Origin of the sequence: Enterococcus sp. DIV0210g (assembly GCF_050559705.1) — a bacterium.
GTDB classification, from domain to species: domain Bacteria; phylum Bacillota; class Bacilli; order Lactobacillales; family Enterococcaceae; genus Enterococcus_B; species Enterococcus_B faecalis_A.
The window spans coordinates 897,500-922,973 of the sequence record NZ_CP187903.1 but is presented as its reverse complement, the minus strand read 5'-3'; the positions used below and the strand labels follow the sequence as shown (position 1 = coordinate 922,973).

Below are 25,474 nucleotides of genomic sequence, written 5' to 3'. Positions count from 1 at the left end.
CATATAAAAATTAAGGAGAGATTACACATGGAAGAACAAATTTTAACTATTTTAGAAGAAATCACAGGAACAGATGAAGTAAGAAATAACAGAGATATCCACTTATTTGATGAAGGACTTCTTGATTCTTTAGCTTCTGTCGAATTATTTGTTGAACTAGATGGACAATTAGACGTCCAAGTCCCAGTTTCTGAATTTGACAGAGAGGAATGGGGTACGCCTGATAAAATCATTGAACAAGTAGCAACTCTGAAAGGTTAAGTTATGAAAAAGAAACTTTTCGCGATTTTTGGACCAATCGTTGTCGCTTTCGGTCTGCTCGCTGTCTTTTTTACATCTCCTTACCGTCTAGACACTTACAATCCTGAAGTCATCAAACGTGCTTCAGCTTCAATGTCAGAAAGTGTGCTTGAAGGGGATGTAATCAAGAATCGAGCTTTGGCCGAAAAAGAATATGTTCCCTTTTTCGGCTCGAGTGAATTGAGCAGGATCAGCCCTTTGCACCCTACTCCTTTAGCTGAAAAATATCAACGCGGCTACACGCCATTCTTACTTGGCGCCCCTGGAACACAATCATTGATCCTCTCAATGATGATGGGCTCAACAGGAGAGATATTAAAAAATAAAAAAGTCATCGTTGTTCTTTCACCCCAATGGTTTGGGAAAAATGGTTTGTCCGCTAATTCTTTTGACAAACGCTCGTCTGAACTTCAAATCTATGACTGGTTGTTCTCATTGAAAAAAATCACTTCTGCTGATCGTTATTTCGCCAAAAGATTGTTGGATTATCCCAAGATAAATACCAATATTTCATTAAAAACGATTTTAGAAAACATAGAAAAAGGTCTCTCACCTTCTGCCAAAAGCCTGAGCTACCAAAAACTTCAATGGAATATGCTCAAGCGAGAGGATGAGATTTTTAGCAATATCGGTATAGAAAACAAGCAAAAAATCATTGATCAATCTGTTGATCTTTTGCCAAATGAATACCAAGAAAAAACGCTGATACAGTTAGCAAATGAAATCGGTAAAAAAGAAACAAGCAATAATTCCTATGGTTTGAAAAACAGCTACTATAACGGACTCAAGAGTCGATTAGAGAAATTGAAAGATTCCGATAAAAACCAAGATTATCGTTTTTCACCAGAGTTTTCTGATTTCCAATTAATTTTGGATCAACTGGCAAAAAATCATTCAGAAGCATTGTTTATCATTCCACCTGTTAATGGAAAATGGCATAACTATACGAAACTATCTCATCCAATGATGCAAGAGTTTGCTAAGAAGATAAAATACCAATTAAATAGTCAAGGGTTCAATCATATTGCTGATTTTACTGACCAAGCTGACACTGATTATTTCATGGAAGATGCGATCCATTTAGGTTGGAGAGGCTGGTTGGCTGCTGATCAAGCAATCAGACCATTCCTTGAAGATGAGCAAAAGCCAAGCACTTACAAGATGGATAGTTCTTTCTATAGTAAAGATTGGCAGCAATTAGAACCAAGCAAATTGAAATAAATCATTTGACCGGCTAGATAATACTAGCCGGTTTTTTTACTGTAAATTTTCCGAAACATAAGAAAAGACCAAGCGCTTGATACGCTCGGTCTTTTTATCAAAAATAAATAATTGCTGTTCGCTAAACACTTAGTTCCGTATACGGATACTTCAATTTGACCAGCTCGATGATCATTCGCAATTCTTCCAGGTTTTCTGGAAATTCCGGATCAAAAACCTTGCTGTGACGGCCGATTCCGCCATTATCGATCAGCCGATAAATACGATTCCAATCCATGAACTGTTCGATTGTCTGAAAATTGCTGATCGGATAGCCGCCGCTGTCCAAAATCTCACTCACACGAAAAGCAAGATAGGCACTGTCGATCACATATTCTTTCCTTTTGCTATTTTCAGGATTCTTTACGACAAGTACTTTGCTTGGCTGATGTTTCAAGCTCCATTCCAGTAAAAGAAAAAAAGCATCCATTCGATAGGATTCTTCAAATAACCGAAATGCCGTATCTGAACGTCTGAAAAGCAGCGGAATCAAGTATTTTCGTTTATAGATCAGCATAGGTGCACGTTCAACTGAGCACTCTAAATAACGATTAAGATATCCAGTACCGACATAATTGCCTAAACGATATCCTTCTACCCCGTATTTTGCGTATTGTTGTGCTAATTGCGAACAATCAGAAATATTGACGGAAAGTTCTTCCACTTTTTGGTAACCGCTTAAAATACGCTGAAAAGGTTCTAGAATAATTTTTGCTTCCATATCTGCTTCCCCACTTCTAATGCACTTTCTATTTCTATCATACCACAGGTGTAAAATAGAAGGGAAATCAAATCAGAGAAAAAAGTGAAATTTTGTTGTTTGAACAGCCTCTTTTCGAAAAAAAAGAAGCTGAGACCCGTATACGTCTCGAAAGGTTTGATCAAGAATCAAACCTTTCGAAATCCACACGATGATCTCGCTTCTTTTTATTTTCGATAACTGCTCAGACTATTTAGTCTTCCAATTCTACGTTATGGAAAACATTTTGTACATCTTCTAAGTCTTCTAATGTATCGATGAGTTTTTCAAATTTTTCCAAATCTTCGCCTGTCAATGTTACTTCATTTTGAGCAATCATTTGGATCTCAGCGATTGAAAATTCAGTGATGCCTTTTTCTTTTAAAGCTTCTTGGATATTGTGGAAATCACTTACTTCTCCATAAACGATGATTTGATCGTCTTCTTCAAGTACGTCGCGAACATCGATGTCTTTTTCCATCAAGTACTCAAGGATCTCATCTGCGTCATCGCCTTTAAAGCCAAAAATAGCAGTATTATCAAACATGTAAGAAACAGCACCAGAAACACCCATGTTCCCGCCGTTTTTACCAAATGCAGCACGTACATCTGCTGCAGTGCGGTTTACATTGTTTGTCAATGTATCAACGATGATCATTGAACCATTTGGGCCAAATCCTTCATAACGCAATTCAGAATAAGTTTCATCTCCTGAACCTTTTGCTTTCTCGATTGCTCGGTCAATGATGTGTTTCGGTACATTATAGGTTTTAGCGCGTTCGATGACGAAACGTAATTTTTGGTTAGCATGTGGGTCAGGATCACCTGATTTCGCTGCCGCATAAATTTCGATTCCGAATTTAGCATAAATTCGACTGTTGTTTGCATCTTTTGCAGTTTTCTTTGCTACAATATTTGCCCATTTACGACCCATATTCTCACTTCGCTTTCTTTTGTTTAGTTGTTTCGCAACGCAAAAACGTCCTGTTCCATTATACTTGTGAATAGCCTTTCTGTGAAGCTTTTTTTATTGGAATCTTTGTCAGAAGCTCATTGTTCGTTTTCTTTTGGATAACGAAGCGGTATCCGGCCAAAATTTTGTTCCGGTATCTGTTTTTTCGGCATTGCGTAGAGTTGATCGCTTTTGATCAGGAGATTTGCTTCGTTGGCTTCTTTCTTGCCTATTCGAGTCAAGATAGGCGCCTCTTTTTTTTCTTTCAAAAATCGTTGGCCTGCTTTAGTGAAACCTAAGATGTTCAGGTACGTTTTTTCTTGCTGTTCTTGGATATTTTGAGAAGTAATATTCAACAAGACATAACAAGCTAGCCTCTGTAACCTTGTTCGTGTGTATCGCTTTGTTTTTACTTGGTCAAGAAATGCTTCAAAATTTTCTGCTCTCGCAGCAGCCTGTTTCAAACGTGTTTCGATTCCTTCACTCATTTGATAAATGTCTGTTAACTCATTTTTTTCGGAGGCAAGGAGCTGATAGCGCAGAAATGGCCAGTAATCTTCCCAAGTCTGGCGCGGCTTTGCAAGCAAATCTTCATAGGTTTGAAGCGGTACAGTCTCTTTGAACGGCCGCTGTTCGCTCACGGCTTTTCTGATAGCCGTGGCGCTTGCGATATGTTCATGTCGGATTTCCTGATCATGATAATCAGCATTTTTTCGGTGAAGCGGAAAAAGTTTCATCGGCTGTTTGATTTTTGCATTTTCTTTTGCATAGCTCAAGGCCAATATTTGATTGGGTGAAGAAAAATCGATGGTTTCGCCTGACCAATTTTCTTGGAAAATCTGAGTCATTTTTTCAGGATAACTTTGTCCAGTCTCCCCGATTTTTTGGTATTCTTGCTGAATGAATGAATCATTTTCCAACGCCCAAGTGCCAAATGCTTCATAATCGAATTGTTCGCTGCCTTCTGTACCAAAACATAACGCATCACAGTTTAAAGCTTCCAATAATTTGATTCCGCCCCGAGCAAAATAATCTGCCGGCTGCACTGCCCATTCAGGTGGCAGCTCCACCACGATGTCAACACCGTTTTGCAGCGCTTGACCAGCTCTTTGCCATTTATCTAAAATAGCTGGCTCGCCCCGTTGCAAAAAATTCCCGCTCATCACAGCAATCACTACTTCTGCTCCTGTTTTCTTTCGTGCCATTTCTGCATGATAGGCATGGCCATTATGGAAAGGATTGTATTCTACGATGATCCCGCAGCTTTTCATCTCCTTCACCTCCTCTTTTTTTCTAAGTAAAAAAGCCTGTGACAAGCGCCAACCAGACTTTTTGGATAAATAGGAACAAAACACATTTGCTGCAACCGCTGAAGTTGAACAAATGTGTCTGCCGTTTATTTTTGAGCAACGAAAAACCAGCGTCTTGTCTCTTCATTTGGTTCTTCTTCGGTAAAATCACCATACGCAGAAACAGATGAAAAGCCGCTATTTTCCAGCATTCTCAAATAATTATCCATCGTATATGTTCGTTCTGCATGCAGTTCATCGCGACGAATAAATAATTCCGGCTGTTCAGGGTCTTTGATAAAAAATGTCAAAAAGTGTTCAATGCTGTTTTGTTCTTCTCCTTTGTAGCTGTCCCATAGAAATGCAAATTCTTCCGTTTGGTAATGATAGCTGTATTCAGGAAAAACTTCATTGATCTGGTACATGGAATGAACATCGAAAATGAATGTTCCATCTTCTTCCAATGCTTGGTAGACCTCGTCAAATACTTGCTGGACTTCTTGTTCATTTTTCATATAACACAATGAATCAGAGAAGGAAGTAATTGCTTGGTATTGGCCAACTTCAGACAGATCCAGCATATTTCCTTCAACAAATTGGATCGATACTTCTTCTTCAAACGCTCGTTGACTTGCCATCATCAGCATTTCTTCTGATAGATCAAGACCAGTCACATCGTACCCGTCTTTTGCAAAAGAAACAGCTAAAGCACCGGTTCCGCAAGCTAATTCTAAAATATTTTTTGTACCTTCAGACAAATGCTTCTTGGAAAAAGCTAGCCATTTCTCGTACAATCCTTCGTCCATGACTTCATCATAGACAAAAGCGAATGTTTCGTAAGACATCCTAATCCATCCATTCGTGAAGATCAACAAGTGGTGCATCGGACCAAAGTTTTTCTAAGTTGTAGAAACTTCTTTCAGACGCATGGAATACATGGACGATTACATCGCCAAGATCGATCAAGATCCATTTGCCGCCTTCTTTTCCTTCGATTCGGTTTACTTCTACCTTGTTTTCTTCTTCTTTTTCAATGATTTCTTCAGTGATCGCATTTAATTGACGTTCACTATTTGCTGAACAAATCACAAAATAATCTGCTAAAAGCGACACTTCGCGTACATCTAATGCTAAAATGTCTTCTGCTCGTTTTGAATCGGCTGCTTTTACAGCGATTTCCAATATTTTTTTACTATCTATGATAATGCTCCTCCTTTTATCTATCTCTTGCCGGCGACCCAATAATTATATGTCTCGATCGTTTTTGGATAGATTTGCTGCTCATTTTCTAAAAGATGCAGCAATGTATGTTTTGTTTCGAAAGCAACCGCATCGTCTAAACTGCTCATTGCGATTTCTCTTGCATCTTTGACCCCAGGAAAAGTTCTTCCAGGTTCAATATAATCTGCTACATAAATGATTTTATCTAAGACAGACATTTCGGCAGCACCGGTTGTATGGACACGGATTGCTTGTAAAATCTCCTCATCCGTGATGCCTAATTCACGTTCAACAAACGACGCACCGACCAGACCATGCCAAATCGCATTGCCGTAGTTCAATAGTTCTGGATCATATCCATCACGATTGATCACCATAATGAATTCATCATCTGGACGTTCTTTTGCATAGTCATGAGTAAGTGCAGCGATACTTGCCTTTTCAGGCGAAGCACCGTACTTTTCTGCTAAAGCAACAGCAGCTTCTTCGACACCTAATACATGTTTGAATCGCTGTTCGCTCATCCGCATCTGCACTTTTTGAAGCAGCATCTCCCGGGAGTAAGCTGTGTATGATTGGTTATAATCCATTTTGATACAACCCCTCTTTTTCGATATATTCGATCACTTTGTCAGGAACGAGATAACGGACAGAGCAGCCTTGGCTGATTTTTTCACGGATTTTCGTTGAGCTGATTTCCAGCATCGGAACATCTACCCAGATAACAGGATAAGGTGTGTCCATCTCATAACCTGGACGTTTGATCCCGACAAAATTGACCATTTGTGCTAATTCATCGATTTTATACCATTTCGGCAAATACTCGACCATGTCGCCGCCAATAATAAAGTAATAATCAGTGTCAGGATTTTTTTGCGTCAGAGCCTTCATCGTATCGTAAGTATAACTTTTCCCGCCGCGTTCCAATTCGATTGTTTCGATGGTCAAAAACGGGTTGTCTTCGATCGCTAATTCCAGCATATTCAAACGATGCTCAGCGGCGATCGTCTTTTTTTCATCCACATGAGGCGGCTGATAAGAAGGCATCAGATATACGCAATCGAGTCCTAGATTCTGTCCTGCCTGTTCAGCCATAACTAAATGGGCGATGTGTACAGGGTTAAATGTTCCTCCAAGTATCCCTACTTGTTTGCGTTTTTCAAAGAATTGCGGCATTTCTTTCGGGAAAACGTGTGAACGGACAAATGTACTAGTTTGCGCAGACATCTTGCTCACTCTCCTTAAACAGCGTTTACTTCTTTTGAGATTCTTTGGTATTTTTCTTTGCTTGATGGTTTGTACAAAACAAGGACTCTGCCAATGATCTGTACGATTTCGCATTGCACTTCGTCTTTGATGACTTGTGCAACTTCTTCAGCGATTTCGTCTGTATTTTGCAGTAAAGTCACTTTGATCAATTCTCTTTTTTCTAAAGCTTCATTGATCTGTACCAGCATTGCTGAATTGATCCCGCCTTTCCCGATTTGGAAAATGGGCTGCAAATGATGGGCTTTACTTCTTAAAAAACGTTTTTGTTTTCCTCTTAACATATTTATCCTTCTTCCTCAAATCAATGCTTTTCGTTTGATGACATCTACGCCTTTAGGAGCCCAGCCAGCCACGACTGATGGTTCTGTGACGGTGATCCAGCCTAAACCGGCAAAAACGATATCTGTTTTTTCTTTGATCGAAAATTCAAAACGGACAAGCTCTGGGAAATCCTCGACTTCGTCAGGACGCGGCGGTTGTAATAATCCGCCTACGTGTTTTTTATAAAAGTCATCCGCTTTTTCTAATTTCGTACGGTGAAGCGCGACATCATTCGACACATAAGCAATAAATGAGCTTCGGCTGCCGCTGATAAAATCAAATCGTGCAAGGCCGCCTAAGAATAATGTTTGTTCTGGGTTCAGCTGATAGACTTTTGGTTTGATTTCTTTGGTTGGGGCAATGATCCGTAAATCTTTGTTCCCTAAATAGTGCGCCATTTGATGGTGATGGATGATCCCTGGTGTGTCGATCAAAAAGTGTCCATCGTCTAATGGAATCTCGATTTTGTCAAGTGTCGTTCCTGGGAACTGGGAAGTCGTGATCAAGTCTTTGACGCCTGCTGTGTTTTTGATGATTTGATTGATCAATGTCGATTTCCCAACATTTGTGACACCAACAACGTAGACATCTCTTCCTTCACGATACTCTTCGATCTTTTCAAGAAGTTCAGACATTTCATGAGGTTTCTTCGCACTTGTCAGTAAAACATCGACTGGACGCAGACCTGCTTCATGGGCACGTTCTTTCATCCATTGTGTCAATTTCGGTTTCTTCAATGATTTCGGCAGGATGTCTACTTTATTCCCTACCAGCAAAACAGGATTATCACCGACGAAACGGTGCAGTCCAGGAATCAGTGAACCACTGAAATCAAAGATGTCTACTACGTTTACGATTAATGCGTCTTCGGTTCCTAAGCTGTTCAAAAGACGTAAAAAATCATCATCTGTCAAAGAAACATCTTGGATCTCGTTGTAATGGCGCAAACGAAAACATCTTTGGCAATAGATTTCGCCAGAAGCGATCCCTTTTTCTAATGCTGCTTTCGGCGTATATCCCAGTTCATTTGGGTCTTCTGTTTGGATACGCGCGCCACAGCCGATACAATATAATTCTTCGTTCATTCAATTCCACCTCGCCAGCCCATATCTGGATATTTCACCAGCAGATGTGCCATGATTCTTCGTTCACAAAAACGATTGAACTGTGTTTTCCAACTGTCTGTCTCAACAATAGGCTTGACTAAAATACTTCGGATACCAGCACTGTTCGCGCCGCGGATATCCGTCATGATCTGGTCACCGACCATTACGATTTCATCTTTGTTTACATTCAATTTTTTCTGTGCATGTTTGATTCCATGAGCAAAAGGTTTCATCGCTCTTGCTACGTACATCAGATCAAACTTTTTGATTGCACGTTCTACACGTTTTGAGTTGTTGTTCGATACAACGACTACCGGAATTCCAGCATTTCGCATTTCTAAGATCCAATCTAACAGTTCTTCGGTACCATCAGGATTATTCCATGCAATCAATGTGTTATCTAAATCAGTCAACACAGCTTTGATTCCAAGATTTTTTAATTGTGCAGGGGTGATTTGATAGATGGCTTCGACCATCCATGTTGGTTTGTATTTTGAAAACATATGGTCTCCTCATTCAAAAAATGAAGGAGCACATAATGTACTCCTCAAACCAAGATTATACCGCATTTCTTTAAAAAAAACTACCATTCTCATTTAATCCTTTTATTTTCTTTGTCTAGTGATCAGAAAAAAGCTTTGCGCAAAAAAACACTCTGCCTCGCAATTTACTGTTTGGCAGAGTGTGCTTTTCTTAATATTTACGGAAACGCTGATACCGTTCTTCTAATAACTCTGGAAGTTCTTTTGCAGAGAGTTCCGTCAATTTTTCGATCAGTACTTTTTTCATCATCTGAGCGATTTTTGGTTGCGGCAGAGGTTCATTGTTGAAGGTTTCAGGAATCACCTTATCAATGATTCCTAATTCAAGCAATTCAGGCGCAGTGATTTTCATCAATTCTGCGGCTTCTGCGGCGCGGCTGCCGTCTTTCCACAAGATAGAAGCAAATCCTTCTGGGGAAAGAACTGCATAAATCGTTTGTTCCAACATCCACACTTCATCTGCTAAGCCTAGCGCAAGAGCGCCGCCGCTCCCGCCTTCACCGATGATGATCGCGATAATTGGTACTTTCAAGTCGGACATCTCTAACAGGTTTTTGGCAATTGCTTCGCCTTCCCCCCGTTCTTCAGCACCGACGCCGCAATAAGCTCCCGCCGTATTGATCAAAGTGATGACAGGACGTTTGAACTTTTCTGCCTGTTTCATCAAGCGCAATGCTTTACGGTAGCCTTCTGGATGCGGAGAGCCGAAGTTTCTTTGGATATTTTCTTGAAGGTCTCGTCCTTTTTGGATACCGATCACTGTGACAGGTTTTCCTGCTAAGGAAGCAACACCGCCGACAACTGCTTCGTCATCTCCAAACAAACGGTCTCCGTGAAATTCGCGGAATCCTTCAAAAATCTCATCAAAAAACTCTAAACTTGTCCATCGTTCTTTTGCTCTTGCCAGCTGGACAACTTCATGAGCTGTTTTATTCATGGTCGATCCAACCTTTCTGAGTATGCAATACGATCAAGTCGTAAATTACTTGTTTCAATTCTGTACGAGGAACGATTTGATCAACGAAGCCATGAGAAAGCAAGAATTCAGCTTTCTGGAAATCTTCCGGCAATTCTTGTTTGATCGTTTGTTCGATCACTCGGCGTCCTGCAAAACCAATCAAACTTTGCGGTTCAGCTAAAATAATATCGCCTTCCATCGCAAAACTTGCAGTAACTCCGCCTGTTGTTGGATCTGTCAGACACGTCAAATAGAATAATCCTGCATTACTGTGGCGTTTGACCGCTGCAGAGATTTTTGCCATTTGCATCAAAGAGAAAATCCCTTCTTGCATACGTGCACCGCCAGAAGCTGTAAACAAGACGACAGGTAATTTTTGTTCAATTGCTCGCTCGAATAAACGGCAGATTTTTTCGCCAACGATCGTTCCCATACTTCCCATAATAAAATTAGAATCCATGACGCCAATGACGAATGGTTCACCTTGGATCGTTGCTTTACCAGTCAAAACAGCTTCGTGAAGCCCGTTTTTCTCTTGCATCGCAGCAACTTTTTCGGGATAACCTGGGAAATCAAGCGGATCTTTTGTCGTCAAATCTGTATCCCATTCTTCAAAACTTTTTTCGTCAATGATCAATGACAAACGTTCCCATGCACTGATACGGAAACTGTATCCGCAATGGGGACAGATTTTTTCTTTACCGATATCTTTTGTATAAATGATTTGTTTGCAATTGGGACATTTTGCCCATAGATTGTCAGGAACAGATGGCGAACTTGTCGGTTTTTCATGACGATTCGGATTGATCCGAATATATTTTTTCTTTTTAAACAGAGCCATCTATCTTCCCCCTATCTCCGTTTCTGGTACCCAGTTTGGAAGAAATTCTTCTTGTAAAAAGGCCGTACTGTAGTCCCCGGCAATGACAGCTGGATGACTAATCAGATCCATTTGGAATTCTGCATTTGTCACTACGCCATCTGTGACGATCTCGCTTAATGCACGCTGCATTTTCATCAGAGCATCAAAACGAGAATCGCCATGAACGATGACTTTTGCAATCATTGAATCATAATACGGAGGAATCATATAACCTGAATAAACAGCACTGTCCACTCGAAGGCCCATTCCTCCTGCTGGAAGCAAGAGATTTTTGATTGTGCCTGGAGATGGTGCAAAATTGAATGCTGGATTTTCTGCATTGATCCGGCATTCGATTGCATGCCCTTTAAATGTAATGTCTTTTTGGTCAAGATTCATTGGTTCGCCAGCAGCGATCTCGATTTGTTTTTTCACTAAATCGATGCCAGTCACAGCTTCTGTAACTGGATGTTCTACTTGGATACGTGTGTTCATTTCCATGAAATAGAAATGACCTTCTTCATCCATCAAGAATTCGATCGTTCCAGCATTTTCATAATTTACTGCTTTGGCTGCGCGAACTGCAGCAGCACCAAGATCATGTCTTTTTTTCTCAGAAATCACGACAGATGGAGATTCTTCGAGAACTTTTTGATTGTTTCTTTGTAAAGAACAATCTCTTTCACCTAAATGCACGACATTCCCTGTTTTATCGCCAAGGATTTGCACTTCGATGTGTCGTGCTGGATAAATGATTTTTTCCAAATACATCTCATCATTTCCGAATGCAGCTGCGGCTTCTTGCTGCGCAGATGAAAAATGCTGAGGAAGTTCTTCTTTGTTCATCACTTTTCGAATCCCTTTTCCGCCGCCGCCTGCAGCTGCTTTCAGCATCACAGGATATCCGATTTTTTCAGCGATTGCCAATGCTTCGTCTACAGATGAGATCATGCCGTCGCTTCCTGGGATAACAGGAACTTTGGCTTTTTTCATCAATTCTCTGGCATTGATTTTATTTCCCATCGCATCAATGGTCTCACTTTTAGGGCCGATAAACGCAATATTGCATTCTTCACACATAGAAGCAAATCGGCTGTTTTCAGAAAGAAATCCGAAACCTGGATGAATTGCTTCTGCTTTTGTGACGATCGCTGCGCTTAGTACTTGCTGTACATTCAAATAAGAATCTGAAGCTTTTGCTGGTCCGATACAAATGGCTTCGTCCGCTAACTGCGTATGAAGTGCTTCTTTATCTGCTTCTGAATAAACCGCGACCGTTTGGATACCTAATTCGCGGCATGCACGAATGATCCTTACGGCAATTTCTCCGCGATTTGCGATCAAAACTTTAGAAAACATATCTCACCTATCCAATCATAAAGGTTAGTTCAGCTTCAGCAACTTTTTTGCCGTCTACTTTTGCAACGCCTTTCCCAATTCCAGCTGAAGATCTGACTTTCAAGATCTCAACTTCTAAATACAATGTATCTCCTGGTGTTACTTTTTTACGAAACTTCGCTTTGTCTAATCCGCCAAAGTAAGCAGTTTTTCCTTTGAATTGTTCAAGTGACAATAAAGCGACTGCTCCTGCTTGAGCCATTGCTTCAACAATCAAAACACCTGGCATTACTGGTTCTTCTGGAAAATGACCTTGGAAAAACGGTTCATTGATCGTTACATTTTTCTTCGCAATGATCTTTTCGCCTTCAACCATCTCTTCCACACGGTCAATCAATAACATTGGATAACGGTGAGGGATGATTTCTTTGATTTCTTGAATATTCATCATGTTTTTCACTCCTATTTCGGCTGGATTCTGAAGAGCGGCTGACCAAATTCAACAACTTCTTCATTTTCAACTAAGATTTCAGCGATTTCGCCATCGACATCGCTAGTGATTTCGTTCATCAATTTCATTGCTTCGATAATACAGATGACTTCACCTTTTGCTACTGGATCGCCAACTTTTTTGAAAGCTGGTTTTTCTGGTGAAGGTTGCAGATAAACAACTCCAACGATTGGTGAAACGATTTCTACGCCATCAAAAGCTGGTGCACTTGTCTGAGCTGCCGCAGCTGCTTCTGGCGCTTGTGCTGCCGGTGCTGTTTCAGCTGGAGCAGAAACAGTTTCTTGCACAGCAGCAGGCGCTGCTGCGGGAGCATTGCCTCTGCTGGTATTGTTTTTGTTCATGTAAAGTTCAAACTGACCTTCACGCAAATCAAATTCTGTCAATGTTGATTGGTCAAATTGGCTGACCAAATCCTTGATTTCTCCGATATTCACTTTTTAATCCTCCCAGCGTTTCATGCAAAGGACTGCGTTGTGTCCTCCAAAGCCTAATGAATTGCTCAGCGCATAAGTGATTTCTGCTGATTTGCTTTCATTAGCAACCACATTCAAGTCGATCTCAGGGTCTTGATTTTCTACGTTGATATTTGGTGGAATAAATTGGTGCTCCAACGCAAGCAGTGTAGCCAAAGCTTCCACTCCTCCGGCAGCGCCAAGCAAGTGTCCAGTCATTGATTTTGTACTACTTACATATGTGTCTTTATAGCTGTCGCCTAATGCGATTTTGATTGCTCTTGCTTCTGCTACGTCATTTGCTGGCGTACTTGTACCGTGAGCATTCACATAACCGACTTGTTCTGGTTGGATGCCAGCTTCTTGCATTGCAAGCTGCATTGCTTTTGAAGCGCCTGATCCGTCTGGTGTTGGAGCTGTCATGTGGTAAGCGTCACAGTTTGAACCGTAACCAACAACTTCACCGTAGATTTTTGCTCCGCGTGCTTGGGCATGTTCAAGAGATTCAAGAACTAAGACACCCGCACCTTCACCCATAACAAAACCGTTACGATTTTCGTCAAATGGTCGTGAACCTTTACTTGAATCTGATTCTGTTGACAAAGCAGTCAACGCCGCAAAACCAGCAATGCCCATTTCACAAATCGTTGCTTCTGTTCCTCCGGCAAGAATCACATCAGAATAACCATGTTTGATATTGCGGAAAGCTTCACCGATTGAATTCGTACCACTTGCGCAAGCTGTGACTATCGCTGTACAAATACCTTTTGCACCCACTCTAAGCGCGATATTTCCTGCGGCCATGTTTGCAATCGCCATTGGAACAAACATTGGTGAAACTCTTTTTGGTCCTTTTTCATGCATACGGATCACTTGGTTTTCGATTGTTGGCAATCCGCCAATACCTGAACCAATGATAACGCCGAAACGGTCTTGATTAAGTTTGTCTTTATCTAATCCGCTTAGGTTCATTGCTTCTAACGCAGCATAGATACCATAGATTGAAAACATATCCATGCGTTTGCTGTCTTTTTTCACAAAATATTTATCAAAAGGAAAATCTTTCACTTCTCCTGCAAGAGTGATTCCTGTCTCTTCAGCGTCAAATTTCGTGATCGGTGCGATCCCGTTTGTGCCTTCTTTTAAACTTTCCAAAAAGCTTTCAGGGTCATTTCCGATTGGTGAAGCGACGCCATAGCCTGTAATTACTACTCGATTCATTTGTTTCCTTCCTTTCTGTTATCCGTGCATAACCATGCCGCCGTCAACATTGACAACTTGCCCAGTTATGTAAGGATTTTTTGCTAAAAAGACTGCTGTTTCTGCTACGTCTTCTACATGACCAAAGCGCTGTAAAGGAATTTGCTTCACGGCTTGTTCTTTGATCTTCTCTGGTAATACTTCTGTCATATCCGTCTCGATGAATCCTGGAGCGATAGCATTGCAAGTGATGCCTCTGCTGGCTGCTTCTCTAGCGACAGATTTCGTAAAGCCGACAACGCCTGCTTTGCTGGCTGCATAGTTTGCTTGACCAACGTTTCCGATCAAGCCAGAAACACTTGCTAAGTTGATGATCGCGCCTTCTCTTAGTTTCATCATTTTTTTCAATACATGTTGTGTCATATTGAATGTTCCAGTCAGATTGATATCTAAGCAGCGTTTGAAGTCTTCTGCATCCATACGCATCACTAATTTATCATTTGTGATACCGGCATTATTGACCAAAATATTGATTGCGCCTAGTTTTTCTTCTGCTTCCTTGATCATTTCTCCTGCTTTATCATAATCAGAGATATCACCGGAAACACCAACACAGGAAACTCCGTATGCTGTGATTGCATCGATTTTTTCTTGAGGGATTTCTCCGCGTCCGTTTAAAACAATATTCGCGCCTGCTTTTGCAAAGGCTTCAGCAATCGCTGCTCCGATTCCTCGTGTACTTCCTGTGATGAAAACATTTTTTCCTTTGACTTCCATGACTTACCTCCCAGATAAGAATGTAATTGTTTCTTCAAGTGTTTGTTGATTTTCAACGCGATGAACAGGGATTTCTTTATCGATTTTTTTCATAAAACCGCTCAAGACTTTTCCTGGTCCGATTTCTACGACATTTGTGATGCCAAGTTGTTTCAGCTGTTCAATACTTTCATAGAAGCGAACGGGCGACATCACTTGTCTTCTTAGCAAATCAGGAATCTCTGTTTTTGTCATGACTTCTGTCGTCGTATTGCTGATCACTGGTATCATTGGTTCGCTGAATGTGATTTGTTCAAGAACTGAAGCTAACTTATCTGCAGCTGGTTTTAAGATTGCTGTATGGAAAGGTCCGCTCACATTTAACGGGATCATGCGTTTTGCGCCTTTTTCTTTCAAAAGTTCAACTGCTGCATCCACTGCTTCTGCTTCTCCGCCGATCACGATTTGTTGAGGCGTATTGTAGTTTGCAGGCGAAACGATGCCATGTTTTGATGCTTCTTTGCAGCTTTCTTCGATCCATTCGATTGGCGTATTCATTACTGCAACCATTTTGCCGCTGCCGTTTGGTGCCGCTTCTGCCATCAATGCACCGCGTTTGGCAACTAGGGAAACAGCTGTCTCAAAATCAAGTGCACCGCTTGCAACTAAAGCTGTGTATTCTCCTAAGCTTAGTCCCATTGCTGCATCTGCTTTTATTCCAGCTTCTTCTAATAGACGCCAAAAAGCTGTGCTGACAGTCAAAATAGCTGGCTGTGTGTATTGTGTTTGGTTCAATCGGTCATTTTCAGTGAAACAAAGTTCTGCCATATCATAACCGAGAACATCACTAGCTTGGTCAAATGTTTGCTTCACGATTGCGTGTTGATTGTAAAGTTCTTCGCCCATTCCTTGATATTGGGCACCTTGCCCGCTAAATAAAAATGCTGTTTTCATGCTATTCTCCAATATTGTTTAGACATATAACTACGGTTTCATTATTCAAAAAGGCCAAGACAACTCTCTTAGGAATTGTCCCAGCCCCCAACCTTATCGATTAATTATGCAATTTGTTTTTCAACGTAAGTAACTAGATCTTGAACAGTTTTGATGCCGTCTTCTGTTTCGATCTTCACATCAAATTCGTCTTCGATCTCGTTGATGATTTGGAATAAGTCCAAGCTGTCTGCTTCTAGATCTTCTTGGATGTCTGTTGTCAATTTGATTTCTTCTGTTTCTTTACCTAATTCTTCTGCAATAATTTCTTGAATTTTTTCGAATACCATACTATATATTCCTCCGATATTGTTTTCTCATTTTTATTATTTAACAGTTTACAGCTCTATGAGGATACTTCCCCATGTCAAACCGCCGCCATATCCTGTAAATACGATTTTTTGTCCGCTGCCAAGCTTGATTTTCCCGTCATTCACGGCTTCGTCCAATAAGATTGGAATGCTTGCAGCTGAAGTGTTGCCATATTTATCCATATTCATTAAGAATTTTTCTTGCGGGATTTTTATTTTCCGCGCGATTTTTTCAATAATCCGCCGATTTGCTTGATGCAAGAGCAGATAATCTACCGATGTGTCATTAATTGTTTCTTTGATATTTTCAGCAACATCTCTCACTGCAAAATCAAAGATATCTCGTCCTATCATTTTCAGATAATAAGAAGATCCAGTCTCTCCCGTTCCTGTATAAAACGGGCTGTTGTTTCGCTGATATCCTGCTGTCAAAGAGCATGCTCTTTTGCCGTCTGCCTCTAGATGTTCTGCTTGGATCATTTGTTTCTCATTTGCTTCCAGCAAAACACCGCCTGCGCCATCTCCAAATAGGACTGCTGTTGAGCGATCTTCCCAATCGATCAGTTTTGAGAGAGTCTCTCCGCCGATCACGAGTCCTTTTTTTGAACCGCTGCGAATCAGTTTCTCTGCGATGCTCAAGGCATAAACAAAGCCTGAACACGCGGCACTGATATCGAAAGCCATCGCACGGACTGCTCCGATACGGCCTTGGATTTGTACAGCCACAGAAGGAGTCGTATAGTCAGGAGACATTGTTGCGACGATGATGAAATCCAAATCTTCTGGAGCAGTATTGCTTTTCTCTAACAGGTCTTGCGCAACCAGAAAACAAAGATCTGAGGTTTCCTGATCTGTTACACAGCGGCGTTCTTTGATACCTGTTCTTGACGAGATCCATTCATCCGATGTTTCCATCATTTGGGCAAGATCATCATTGGTCACGACTTTTTCAGGTAACGCACTCGCTGTTGCAGTTATTCTTCCGAATTGTTCCATCAAAGCTCCTCACTTGTACTCTTGCAAAAAATCATGCAAGTTTTTCAATGCATCCAGTAAAGCTTGTTGTTTGTCATTATCCATTCCGGCCAAAATGTTCTTGACCATCTCGCGGTGAAAATGCTGGTGCACGCGATAAAGCAATTTACCTTTTTTAGTCAATGCTAATTTCACGACACGTCTGTCATCTTCGCTTCGGATACGCTCAACATAGTCTTTTTTAACTAATTTATTGATGGCAGTGGTTAGAGTCCCAACAGTGATCGACAATTCTTTGGCGACTTCTGAAGTTGTTTTCTTCTTATACATGCCGATTGCTTCGATCGTATGCATTTCTGTAATCGATAAATCGTTGAATTGCGATTTTTTCAATTCAGATTCTTCGATGATCAAAATGTCATTAAAGACACTCACGAGATAATCGTTAACTGTTGTTAAATCTGGTTCCATTTTCCACCATCCGTTAAATTAGTTTGATTATCAAATGTTTTGATGTTCAAACTATATCTTAACTTTTTTCAAAATGCAATAAAAAATCGCAAATTTTTTTGTTTCTCAAATTTTTTTAAGTGAAAATTCATTTACATTCTTTGATAATCAACGGACTTTCAGATTATATCCAAAAATAAAATTTCTGCAAAATATTTTGATTATCAAAGTTTTTGGTGCACATCTGCATCTTTTTCCTTGCGATTTTTATTTGGGGTTGTTTCAGCTTTTTTAAAGGTGTTCAAGTTTGCTTGTCCTCTTCTGACCTTTTTGTTATAGTCTATGTGATCTTGTTCGTTAAGGAGGAACCATGCTTAAAGAAAAAGTTAAGAATCTGCCTATGCTTCCTGGGATTTATCTCATGAAATCGGAGGATGGTTCGGTCATCTATGTTGGTAAAGCAAAAAGATTGAAGAATCGCGTCAGCAGCTATTTTCGGCAGAATAAACAACATTCAAAAAAAGTGCTGCGGATGATCCATCATATCGCAGATTTCGATTTTGTCGTCGTAGATACAGAACTTGATGCGCTTCTTTTAGAATGTCAGCTGATCCAGCACTATCGACCTTTTTATAACCGACAAATGAATTATTTCAATAACTATAATTACATCCAAATAGCTGAAACAGGCTTCACGATCTCAAATGATCCAACTGCTCAAACATATGGACCGTTTCGCTCTTATAAAAAAATACCGGCGATTTTACATATTCTTGAAGAAACTTATCAAATGCCTTGGCTTTCGCAAATCAGCTTATTAGCATTGGGTACCCAGCTGCCGCAGCTTAGCAACTATTCTTTCGACCAAAAGAAAAAAGAGATCCAAGGGTTGTTTCAAGGTAGAAACAAAAAAATCGTTCGTTATTTAATAACAAGACAAAACCATTTTATCGAACAGTTAAATTTTGAAAAAGCGGCATTGATCCAGGAAGAAATCGCGCTAGTGGAACATTTTATCGCTCATATCCAAGAACAGAAAAAATTTCTCCGTTTACGGGAAACCATCCTTTCTATGCCGTTAGCTGCAGATGAAACGCAAATAAAACATTACTTGATACAGTTCGGACAAGTAGCTGATACCATGATTTTACCGGAAGGGATGCCCGCAGATTTTTCTCAAGTCAATAAGCGCTCAGCCGTCTTATATAGAAAAAGACAGCTTTCAAAAACAGAAATCGATCCTGTCCAGATTTTGATCAGTTATCAGAAAAAAATAAAAAAAGAACAGCTTGCCTCGATCGCGTTGTAAACGCTCGTCGGATAAGCTGTTCTTTTTTGTTTGCAAAACGATTATTGGATCAAGTCGTAAATTTCCATTGCAACGATGTCAATGTTGTCAAATTCATATTGTTGATGTGTATCTGCTTCTGTAAGCTCAAACGTTTCAGTTGTTTTATCGTAGGTCACAGTACATTTCTCTACGCCTTCTTTTTCAAAGCGACGAACTTGTAGCTCGTTGTCAGCTGATTCGACCATAGCCTCCAGTCGTTTGATAATAGCGACTAATTGTGAATGTGTCATCTCGGAGGTCCCCCTTTTCTTATTTCTGTTATATTGTATCAAAAGCATGGCTCACTTGCATTGCTTTTTACGAAAAAAACGAGTTTTTTAAGAATTTTTCTTTGGTATTTTGCCATCTGGCCACCAAAGCTTAATCAATGCTTGGGTCCCGTCGTTTTCAAAACCGCTTTCTTCCAATTGTTCATAAAGGATTTTCGCTTGTTTTGTTGCTGGAAGTTCTACATCCATTTTTTCTGCTTCGTCTAATGCGATTTTCAAATCTTTGACAAAATGTTTAACAAAGAAACCTGGAGAGTAATCCCTTTTCAAAATGCGAGGCGCATAATTGCTTAAAGACCAGTTGGCTGCACTGCCGCCTGAAAGTGTCGCAATGACTTTTTCTAGATTTAAGCCTGTTTTTTGTGCATAAACCAGCATTTCCGTCATGCCAGTCATTGTTCCGGCAATCATGATTTGATTCGCCATTTTTGTGTGCTGTCCTTTTCCGGCTGGACCGTGCAATGTCACTGTCGTTCCGAAAACGTGGAATAACGATTCTACTTTTTCATAAACGGCTTTTTCTCCGCCGACCATGATTGTTAGCGTCCCGTTTTTTGCGCCTAGATCACCGCCTGATACAGGTGCATCTAAGGCGTCAGCATTTTTTTCTTTGGCAGTTGCAGCGATTTTTTCTGCTAAAGAAGGCGTACTTGTCGTTAGATCCACGATGACTTTCCCTGCAACATCCGCTGAAAAGATTCCGTTTTTGCCATAGTAGATTTCTTCCACGTCACTTGGATAACCAACCATCGTGAATACGATTTCGCTGTTTTCAGCTGCTTGCTGCGGTGTATCTGCCCATTCAGCGCCTTCTTCTACTAAAGCGTCTGCTTTGCTCTTTGTACGATTATAAACAGTTACTTGATGTTCTGCACCTAATAAATGGCGAACGATCGAGCTTCCCATCACGCCAGTACCAATAAATCCGATTTTCATAGTATTGCTCCTTTCAAAATAAAAAACCTTGATTCTAGTATACGCTAGAATCAAGATTTTTTAAGTAAAAAGTTTTTTATCGCTTAAATGAGTTCAATTTTGTTTTGATTCGTTCGATCGATGCTTCTTCTTCTTTGCGCCGCTGCTCTTCCTGGTGATAAATGATCATATCTTGATAGAATTCGATCATCGCTTCACCAAAATGCGTAGAAGAGATTTCGTAGAGTTTCGCGTTGAGTACATCTGGATCTCGTGGAATATTGCTGTTTATATAATCAATAAGTGCAGAAGAAAAATCTTGATCCGATTTAAATGTACGTCCAAGCGCTGGATGGTCAAACAAACGATTCAAATAAGCATTGCCTTCAACAACGCAAGGAGTCCCTGATGCCATGGCTTCTGTGTAAGTCAATCCTTGTGTCTCAGAAGTCGAGGCACTGACAAAATAGTCGGCTGCTTTGTAATAAAAAGCAACTTCATCATTATCGACTTCTCCTGTAAATTGAACAAATGAAGAGATTCCCAAATCATTGATCAATTCTTTGAGTTCTTCTAAATAAGGTCCTTTTCCGACGATCACCAGCCTTGCATTTGGAAAAGCCTTAAGAACCTCTGGAAAGCCGTTAGCGATTGCTTGGATATTTTTTTCATAAGAGATTCGGCTCAATGACAAAATCATCAGCTGATCTTTTTCAATGCCCAATTTCTCTCTTAAAGCTTGTGTTTCTTCTACTGTGATTTCTGGTCGTTTGAATTTCTCGATATCGATCCCAGTTGGAATAACACGCAACGGCGCAATTACACCATAGCTTCTCAACGTATCGATCACACGCTCGCTTGGACAAACGACGCCTGTTGTATGATTCGCAAAGAGCCGTGAAAGATATTTTACGTGTGATTGACGCAATACTTTTCCTTTAGCGATGTAATGGAGGTAATCTTCGTACATCGTATGATACGTATGGATCACTGGTATTTTTAATTTTTTTCCTACAAGTTTCCCTAAGATACCTGCGCCAAATTCTGTATGTGTATGGATCAAATCTAATTCAAGTTCTTTTGCGACCAGGTATGCATACCACATGCCGCGAACCACGATTCGTCTATCTTTAAAAGAAACAAATGGTACACTCGGCATTCGAATGATATCTTTTTCTGACTCTTCCGCGTTAGGATCAGTTGTCGTGAAAATATGCACCTCATGTCCATGTTTCTCAAGTTCTTCTTTTAATGTTTTGATCGATGTTGCCACTCCACTTACTTGCGGAAAATAGGTATCGGTAAAAAAGCCGATTTTCATTTTTCTCGCCTCCAAACTACCCTTTATTCTTTTTTCGCATACAGCAATTCTTCGCTGTCTAATACTTTTTCATATACTTCTTTTAACTCTTTTCCAATATGTTCGATACTTCGCTCTTGTGCCGTCTGATACCCTTTTACAACCAGACTCGGGACTTGCTTCTCAACAATTGCTTCTATTAATTGTGTGAATTCTTCATTTGTACGTCCCATGTAGCAGTTTTCTTTGTCTTTTAACCAACCCTCATAGACAGGGATATCTCTGACCAAAACATTCTGTCGGCTTGCTAAAGCTTCCAAGACAACGATCCCTTCTGTTTCTTCATAGGATGGGAAAAAGAACAGATCTGCGCCTGAATATGCGCCTTCAATGATTTCTCCTTTGATATATCCTGGGAAAATCACATTTTCCGGATGATCTTCCTTAACGATTTTCCGAATGTTTTTCGGAATCGAATACATTGGAACATGTCCAAACCAGATAAATGTATATTCTGGCATTTGTTTTGCGATTTCGACAAAATCAATGATTCCTTTTCGTTCAAAGAATAAACCGACACAAATCACGACTTTTTGTTCTGGACTCAAATTAAAATGTTCTCTGAATTTTTGTTCTTTTTCCTGACTTGGCCGATATTTTTCCAAATCGATCCCGTTAGAAACAGCTTTGATTGGTAATTTGATTCCATAGCTTTCTAACAATTTTTTCGAATATGGTGTCGGTGTGATCAGATAATCTGCTTTTTCATATAAGCCAACAAGATATTTTTTCACCAGCGGCGACAATTGGTTTGATCCAATAAATGAATTTCTAAAGTCCTCTTCTGTCGAATGCGCATGGTAGACGACTTTCTTGCCTGCTTTTCTTGCTTTGTTCACCATATTGTGACTATTGATTCCATAAGTATTGATATGTAAAATATCATAATCTTCATTATTGTCTAGCGTATACGATATCCCTGCATCTGTTAATGCGCGTTTCTGATGATCCAACGCGCGGCCAATGCCGGACTTAGCAAGTATTTTTTCACTCTCGAAATATAATAATACTTTCACCTTGCAGCCCCCTTCGTTTCTATAGTATAACACAGCCTCGAAACTGTCACTCAATCTTAAGCCCTATTTTTAATATAGAGGTCGTGAAAAAGCTGCTCAGCCTCAAGCATTAAAGAAGAATCCGCGGAAACAGCTTTTCATGTTTTCGCGGATTTTGAGTTAATGCCGCAGAGGCTAGCTTTTGAACACCGTTTATTAGAGGTTGTGAACGAGCTGGTCTGCTTCAAGCGGTAAGACTCTTTTTTATTGGGAAATAGCTTTTCATATTTTCCAGTAAAAAAGCTTATCACCGAAGAAGCTAGTTCGTGAACACCGTTTAAGCAGAGGTCGCGAGCAGCATGTCCTGCTTCAAGAATTAAGAGAAGGAATTAGAAATAGCTTTCCATATTTTTAATTTCCTTCTCTTAATTCCGCAGAAGCAATGCTGTGAACACCGTTTATGAGAGGTCGTAAACTCAGCGCTCTGCTTTGAGCATTAAGGATAATTTTTCGAAAGTCGCTTTCCGCATTTCCTTTTTTTCTTAGATTTCTTTAAAACAAAAAAACACCTCTTATGATTCCGAAGAATCGCAAGAGGTGTTTTCTGTTGTTAGCCATTTTTTGCTAAACGATAAGCTTGCTTATTTCACGTATTCGTTAACAAGTTCAACGACTTCTTCCATTGTATCGCATTCATTGATTGCGCGATCTGCAAGTTCAGCCATTTTAGTTGTGTCTAAACGTTTCATCAAGCTGCGTGTTTTAAGGATAGATGTTGCACTCATTGAGAACTCATCTAGTCCCATACCTACTAGCAATGGTACAGCTGTTTGGTCGCCGGCCATTTCTCCGCACATACCAGCCCATTTACCTTCAGCGTGAGCTGCGTCAATCACGTTTTTAAGTAAACGCAAGATTGAAGGACTGTATGGTTGATACAAGTAAGATACACGTTCGTTCATACGGTCAGCAGCCATTGTGTATTGGATAAGGTCGTTTGTTCCTACTGAGAAGAAGTCAACTTCCTTAGCAAATTTGTCAGCAATGATCGCTGCTGCTGGGATCTCGATCATGATACCCACTTGGATAGAATCTGAAACTTCTGTTCCTTCGCTGATCAATTTTTGTTTTTCATCTTCAAAAATTGCTTTTGCAGAACGGAATTCTTTCAAAGTTGCTACCATTGGGAACATGATACGCAAGTTTCCGTGAACAGATGCACGAAGCAAGGCACGCAATTGCGTACGGAACATTTCGTCACCTTGTTCTGATAGGCTGATACGCAATGCGCGGTAACCTAAGAACGGATTCATTTCATGTGGTAATTGCAAGTAAGGCAATTCTTTGTCTCCGCCGATATCCATCGTACGAACAACAACAGGTTTGCCGTCCATGCCTTCCAATACAGCTTTATAAGCTTCATATTGGTCTTCTTCTGTTGGGAAGTCTGGTGCATCCATGTACAAGAATTCTGTACGGTATAGACCGATTGCTTCTCCACCATTATTGTGAACACCTGTTAAGTCTTTTGGTGTACCAATGTTTGCAGCTAATTCAAAATGTTTGCCGTCAGCAGTAACTGTTTCAGCATTTTTTAATTTTTCCCATTCTGCTTTTTGGGCTGCAAATTCTTGTCCAGCTTTTTCAAACTCAGCTTTTTGTTCATCAGTAGGGTTCACGATCGCGTCCCCTTCGATTCCGTTAACAGCTAAGATGTCGCCTTCTTTGACTTTAGCAGTGATCTCTTTTGTTCCTACGATTGCAGGGATTTCTAGAGAACGTGCCATGATGGCAGAGTGAGAAGTACGGCCGCCGATATCTGTAATAAATGCCTTTACATATTTGCGGTCTAATTGTGCTGTATCACTTGGTGTCAAATCATGTGCAACAACGACAACTTCTTCGTTGATCATTGAAGGATTTGGCAAAGTTACACCTAATAAGTGTGCTAAGATGCGTTTTGCAACGTCGCGGATATCTGCTGCACGTTCTTGCATGTAAGCATTGTCTTCCATAGCTTCGAACATACCGATATACATATCTGTTACTTCTTTAAGTGCTGATTCAGCATTTACTTTGTTATCTTGGATATTTTGCTTGATTTGACCAATCATCTCTGGGTCTGAAAGAACCATCAAATGAGCGTCAAATACTTGCGCTTCTGCTTCACCTAGGCTTTGCGCTGCTTTCTCGCGAATTTGCTGCAATTCTCCAGTAGATTTAGCTAAAGCATCATCTAAACGTGCTTCTTCAGCTGCTGTATCTTCTACTGTTGCTTTACTGAAAGATAAATCCGGTTGAACTAGCAGGTAAGCTTTCGCAACGGCTACACCGTCACTTGCGGCAATCCCTTTTAGCATTTCAACCATTATTCAGATAATCCTTCTTTCTTCATTGTTTCTACGATAGCTGCCATTGCGTCTGCTTCGTCAGCACCTTCAGCTGTGATTGTTACGTCAGAACCTTGACCAACACCTAAAGACATAACGCCCATGATTGATTTCAAGTTTACTGATTTACCTTTATACTCTAGATTGATATCTGAGTTAAATTTGCTAGCTGTTTGTACTAGTAATGTAGCTGGACGAGCGTGGATCCCTGTTTCTGCTACTACGTTAAATTCTTTCTTTTCCATATTGATCGGTCTCCTTTAAGTGAGTGTTGTTTTTATGTGAGGGTTTTCTTTTTTAGTAGTTTAAAACGCACTAAACAAGTTCAACCCTTTCATCTGTAAAGATTACCATTTTTTTTTATTAGTTACAACAGTTTTCATTTAAAT

30 protein-coding genes are annotated in these 25,474 nt (G+C 40.3%); 3 read left to right on the top strand and 27 right to left on the bottom strand.

Features of this window, described 5'->3' with window-relative positions; translation table 11 throughout:
* Positions 1 to 27 precede the first annotated feature (27 nt).
* Together dltC and dltD are read left to right on the top strand one after the other, a co-directional pair.
* A complete protein-coding gene (gene dltC / locus IGI64_RS04560; RefSeq protein WP_429939608.1) occupies positions 28 to 261 on the top strand; it encodes a D-alanine--poly(phosphoribitol) ligase subunit DltC in 234 nt (77 codons plus the stop codon).
* 3 nt (positions 262 to 264) lie between these two features.
* A complete protein-coding gene (dltD, locus tag IGI64_RS04555; RefSeq protein WP_429939607.1) occupies positions 265 to 1,521 on the top strand; it encodes a D-alanyl-lipoteichoic acid biosynthesis protein DltD in 1,257 nt (418 codons plus the stop codon).
* A 121-nt stretch (positions 1,522 to 1,642) separates the two neighbouring features.
* Here the strand turns inward: dltD and IGI64_RS04550 are convergent, their stop codons facing one another.
* The 21 genes from IGI64_RS04550 to fabT all read right to left on the bottom strand — a co-directional run bounded on the left by IGI64_RS04550 (position 1,643) and on the right by fabT (position 17,826).
* Positions 1,643 to 2,281 (bottom strand): hypothetical protein, encoded by a 639-nt coding sequence (locus tag IGI64_RS04550; RefSeq protein WP_016624027.1) that lies wholly within the window; start codon positions 2,279 to 2,281, stop codon positions 1,643 to 1,645.
* Positions 2,282 to 2,513: 232 nt separating this feature from the next.
* Positions 2,514 to 3,233, bottom strand: a complete 720-nt coding sequence (locus tag IGI64_RS04545) for a YebC/PmpR family DNA-binding transcriptional regulator (protein WP_016624029.1) — start codon at positions 3,231 to 3,233, stop codon at positions 2,514 to 2,516.
* A gap of 116 nt (positions 3,234 to 3,349) precedes the next feature.
* Positions 3,350 to 4,522 carry a nucleotidyltransferase gene (locus IGI64_RS04540; protein WP_429939606.1) on the bottom strand — a complete coding sequence of 391 codons (1,173 nt, stop codon included), beginning with the start codon at positions 4,520 to 4,522 and terminating at the stop codon, positions 3,350 to 3,352.
* 125 nt (positions 4,523 to 4,647) lie between these two features.
* Positions 4,648 to 5,385 carry a class I SAM-dependent DNA methyltransferase gene (locus tag IGI64_RS04535; protein WP_429939605.1) on the bottom strand — a complete coding sequence of 246 codons (738 nt, stop codon included), beginning with the start codon at positions 5,383 to 5,385 and terminating at the stop codon, positions 4,648 to 4,650.
* Between the two features lies 1 nt (position 5,386).
* The gene (rsfS, locus tag IGI64_RS04530; RefSeq protein ID WP_034862121.1) at positions 5,387 to 5,725 is read right to left on the bottom strand and encodes a ribosome silencing factor; all 339 of its coding nucleotides are present in this window, start codon (positions 5,723 to 5,725) and stop codon (positions 5,387 to 5,389) included.
* 35 nt (positions 5,726 to 5,760) lie between these two features.
* Complete coding sequence (yqeK, locus tag IGI64_RS04525) at positions 5,761 to 6,357, bottom strand: bis(5'-nucleosyl)-tetraphosphatase (symmetrical) YqeK (RefSeq protein WP_229233717.1); 597 nt, start codon at positions 6,355 to 6,357, stop codon at positions 5,761 to 5,763.
* Positions 6,341 to 6,988 carry a nicotinate-nucleotide adenylyltransferase gene (locus IGI64_RS04520; protein ID WP_429939604.1) on the bottom strand — a complete coding sequence of 216 codons (648 nt, stop codon included), beginning with the start codon at positions 6,986 to 6,988 and terminating at the stop codon, positions 6,341 to 6,343. The genes yqeK and IGI64_RS04520 overlap by 17 nt, the downstream gene beginning before the upstream one ends.
* A 14-nt stretch (positions 6,989 to 7,002) precedes the next feature.
* Positions 7,003 to 7,311, bottom strand: coding sequence for a ribosome assembly RNA-binding protein YhbY (gene yhbY, locus IGI64_RS04515; RefSeq protein WP_016624035.1), 309 nt, complete (start codon positions 7,309 to 7,311; stop codon positions 7,003 to 7,005).
* Positions 7,312 to 7,326: 15 nt separating this feature from the next.
* On the bottom strand, positions 7,327 to 8,436 hold the full coding sequence (gene yqeH, locus IGI64_RS04510; protein WP_429939603.1) for a ribosome biogenesis GTPase YqeH: 1,110 nt from the start codon (positions 8,434 to 8,436) through the stop codon (positions 7,327 to 7,329).
* On the bottom strand, positions 8,433 to 8,960 hold the full coding sequence (locus IGI64_RS04505) for a YqeG family HAD IIIA-type phosphatase (protein ID WP_429939602.1): 528 nt from the start codon (positions 8,958 to 8,960) through the stop codon (positions 8,433 to 8,435). Before IGI64_RS04505 ends, yqeH begins: the two co-directional genes overlap by 4 nt.
* 190 nt (positions 8,961 to 9,150) lie before the next feature.
* A complete protein-coding gene (locus IGI64_RS04500) occupies positions 9,151 to 9,936 on the bottom strand; it encodes an acetyl-CoA carboxylase carboxyl transferase subunit alpha (RefSeq protein WP_429939601.1) in 786 nt (261 codons plus the stop codon).
* Positions 9,929 to 10,798, bottom strand: coding sequence for an acetyl-CoA carboxylase, carboxyltransferase subunit beta (accD, locus tag IGI64_RS04495; protein WP_429939600.1), 870 nt, complete (start codon positions 10,796 to 10,798; stop codon positions 9,929 to 9,931). The genes IGI64_RS04500 and accD overlap by 8 nt, the downstream gene beginning before the upstream one ends.
* The gene (locus IGI64_RS04490) at positions 10,799 to 12,178 is read right to left on the bottom strand and encodes an acetyl-CoA carboxylase biotin carboxylase subunit (protein ID WP_429939599.1); all 1,380 of its coding nucleotides are present in this window, start codon (positions 12,176 to 12,178) and stop codon (positions 10,799 to 10,801) included.
* A gap of 7 nt (positions 12,179 to 12,185) precedes the next feature.
* Positions 12,186 to 12,605, bottom strand: a complete 420-nt coding sequence (fabZ, locus tag IGI64_RS04485) for a 3-hydroxyacyl-ACP dehydratase FabZ (protein WP_034862124.1) — start codon at positions 12,603 to 12,605, stop codon at positions 12,186 to 12,188.
* A 14-nt stretch (positions 12,606 to 12,619) separates the two neighbouring features.
* A complete protein-coding gene (gene accB, locus IGI64_RS04480) occupies positions 12,620 to 13,102 on the bottom strand; it encodes an acetyl-CoA carboxylase biotin carboxyl carrier protein (protein WP_429939598.1) in 483 nt (160 codons plus the stop codon).
* Positions 13,103 to 13,105: 3 nt separating this feature from the next.
* Positions 13,106 to 14,341: a beta-ketoacyl-ACP synthase II gene (gene fabF / locus IGI64_RS04475; protein WP_430596475.1), complete on the bottom strand. Its 1,236-nt coding sequence runs from the start codon at positions 14,339 to 14,341 to the stop codon at positions 13,106 to 13,108.
* A gap of 18 nt (positions 14,342 to 14,359) precedes the next feature.
* Positions 14,360 to 15,097 (bottom strand): 3-oxoacyl-[acyl-carrier-protein] reductase, encoded by a 738-nt coding sequence (gene fabG, locus IGI64_RS04470; protein WP_429939597.1) that lies wholly within the window; start codon positions 15,095 to 15,097, stop codon positions 14,360 to 14,362.
* A 3-nt stretch (positions 15,098 to 15,100) separates the two neighbouring features.
* Entirely contained in the window at positions 15,101 to 16,030 is a 930-nt protein-coding gene (gene fabD / locus IGI64_RS04465) for an ACP S-malonyltransferase (protein WP_429939596.1), read from the bottom strand.
* Positions 16,031 to 16,134: 104 nt separating this feature from the next.
* Positions 16,135 to 16,359, bottom strand: coding sequence for an acyl carrier protein (locus IGI64_RS04460; protein ID WP_016624047.1), 225 nt, complete (start codon positions 16,357 to 16,359; stop codon positions 16,135 to 16,137).
* Positions 16,360 to 16,407: 48 nt separating this feature from the next.
* The gene (locus IGI64_RS04455; RefSeq protein WP_016624048.1) at positions 16,408 to 17,376 is read right to left on the bottom strand and encodes a beta-ketoacyl-ACP synthase III; all 969 of its coding nucleotides are present in this window, start codon (positions 17,374 to 17,376) and stop codon (positions 16,408 to 16,410) included.
* 9 nt (positions 17,377 to 17,385) lie between these two features.
* A complete protein-coding gene (gene fabT / locus IGI64_RS04450; protein ID WP_016624049.1) occupies positions 17,386 to 17,826 on the bottom strand; it encodes a fatty acid biosynthesis transcriptional regulator FabT in 441 nt (146 codons plus the stop codon).
* A 349-nt stretch (positions 17,827 to 18,175) separates the two neighbouring features.
* Between fabT and IGI64_RS04445 the strand changes: the two genes are divergently transcribed.
* Complete coding sequence (locus IGI64_RS04445; protein WP_429939595.1) at positions 18,176 to 19,114, top strand: GIY-YIG nuclease family protein; 939 nt, start codon at positions 18,176 to 18,178, stop codon at positions 19,112 to 19,114.
* A gap of 41 nt (positions 19,115 to 19,155) precedes the next feature.
* On the opposite strand, the gene IGI64_RS04440 is transcribed toward IGI64_RS04445, so the two are convergent.
* The 6 genes from IGI64_RS04440 to IGI64_RS04415 all read right to left on the bottom strand — a co-directional run bounded on the left by IGI64_RS04440 (position 19,156) and on the right by IGI64_RS04415 (position 25,330).
* Positions 19,156 to 19,386, bottom strand: coding sequence for a YkuJ family protein (locus tag IGI64_RS04440; protein WP_034861971.1), 231 nt, complete (start codon positions 19,384 to 19,386; stop codon positions 19,156 to 19,158).
* 87 nt (positions 19,387 to 19,473) lie between these two features.
* The gene (locus IGI64_RS04435; RefSeq protein ID WP_429939594.1) at positions 19,474 to 20,361 is read right to left on the bottom strand and encodes an NAD(P)-dependent oxidoreductase; all 888 of its coding nucleotides are present in this window, start codon (positions 20,359 to 20,361) and stop codon (positions 19,474 to 19,476) included.
* Positions 20,362 to 20,437: 76 nt separating this feature from the next.
* Positions 20,438 to 21,661 carry a glycosyltransferase family 4 protein gene (locus tag IGI64_RS04430; protein WP_429939593.1) on the bottom strand — a complete coding sequence of 408 codons (1,224 nt, stop codon included), beginning with the start codon at positions 21,659 to 21,661 and terminating at the stop codon, positions 20,438 to 20,440.
* Between the two features lie 23 nt (positions 21,662 to 21,684).
* Positions 21,685 to 22,716 carry a glycosyltransferase family 4 protein gene (locus IGI64_RS04425; protein WP_429939592.1) on the bottom strand — a complete coding sequence of 344 codons (1,032 nt, stop codon included), beginning with the start codon at positions 22,714 to 22,716 and terminating at the stop codon, positions 21,685 to 21,687.
* A gap of 620 nt (positions 22,717 to 23,336) precedes the next feature.
* Positions 23,337 to 25,064 (bottom strand): phosphoenolpyruvate--protein phosphotransferase, encoded by a 1,728-nt coding sequence (gene ptsP / locus IGI64_RS04420; protein ID WP_016624056.1) that lies wholly within the window; start codon positions 25,062 to 25,064, stop codon positions 23,337 to 23,339.
* Entirely contained in the window at positions 25,064 to 25,330 is a 267-nt protein-coding gene (locus IGI64_RS04415) for a phosphocarrier protein HPr (protein ID WP_016624057.1), read from the bottom strand. Before IGI64_RS04415 ends, ptsP begins: the two co-directional genes overlap by 1 nt.
* Positions 25,331 to 25,474 lie beyond the last annotated feature (144 nt).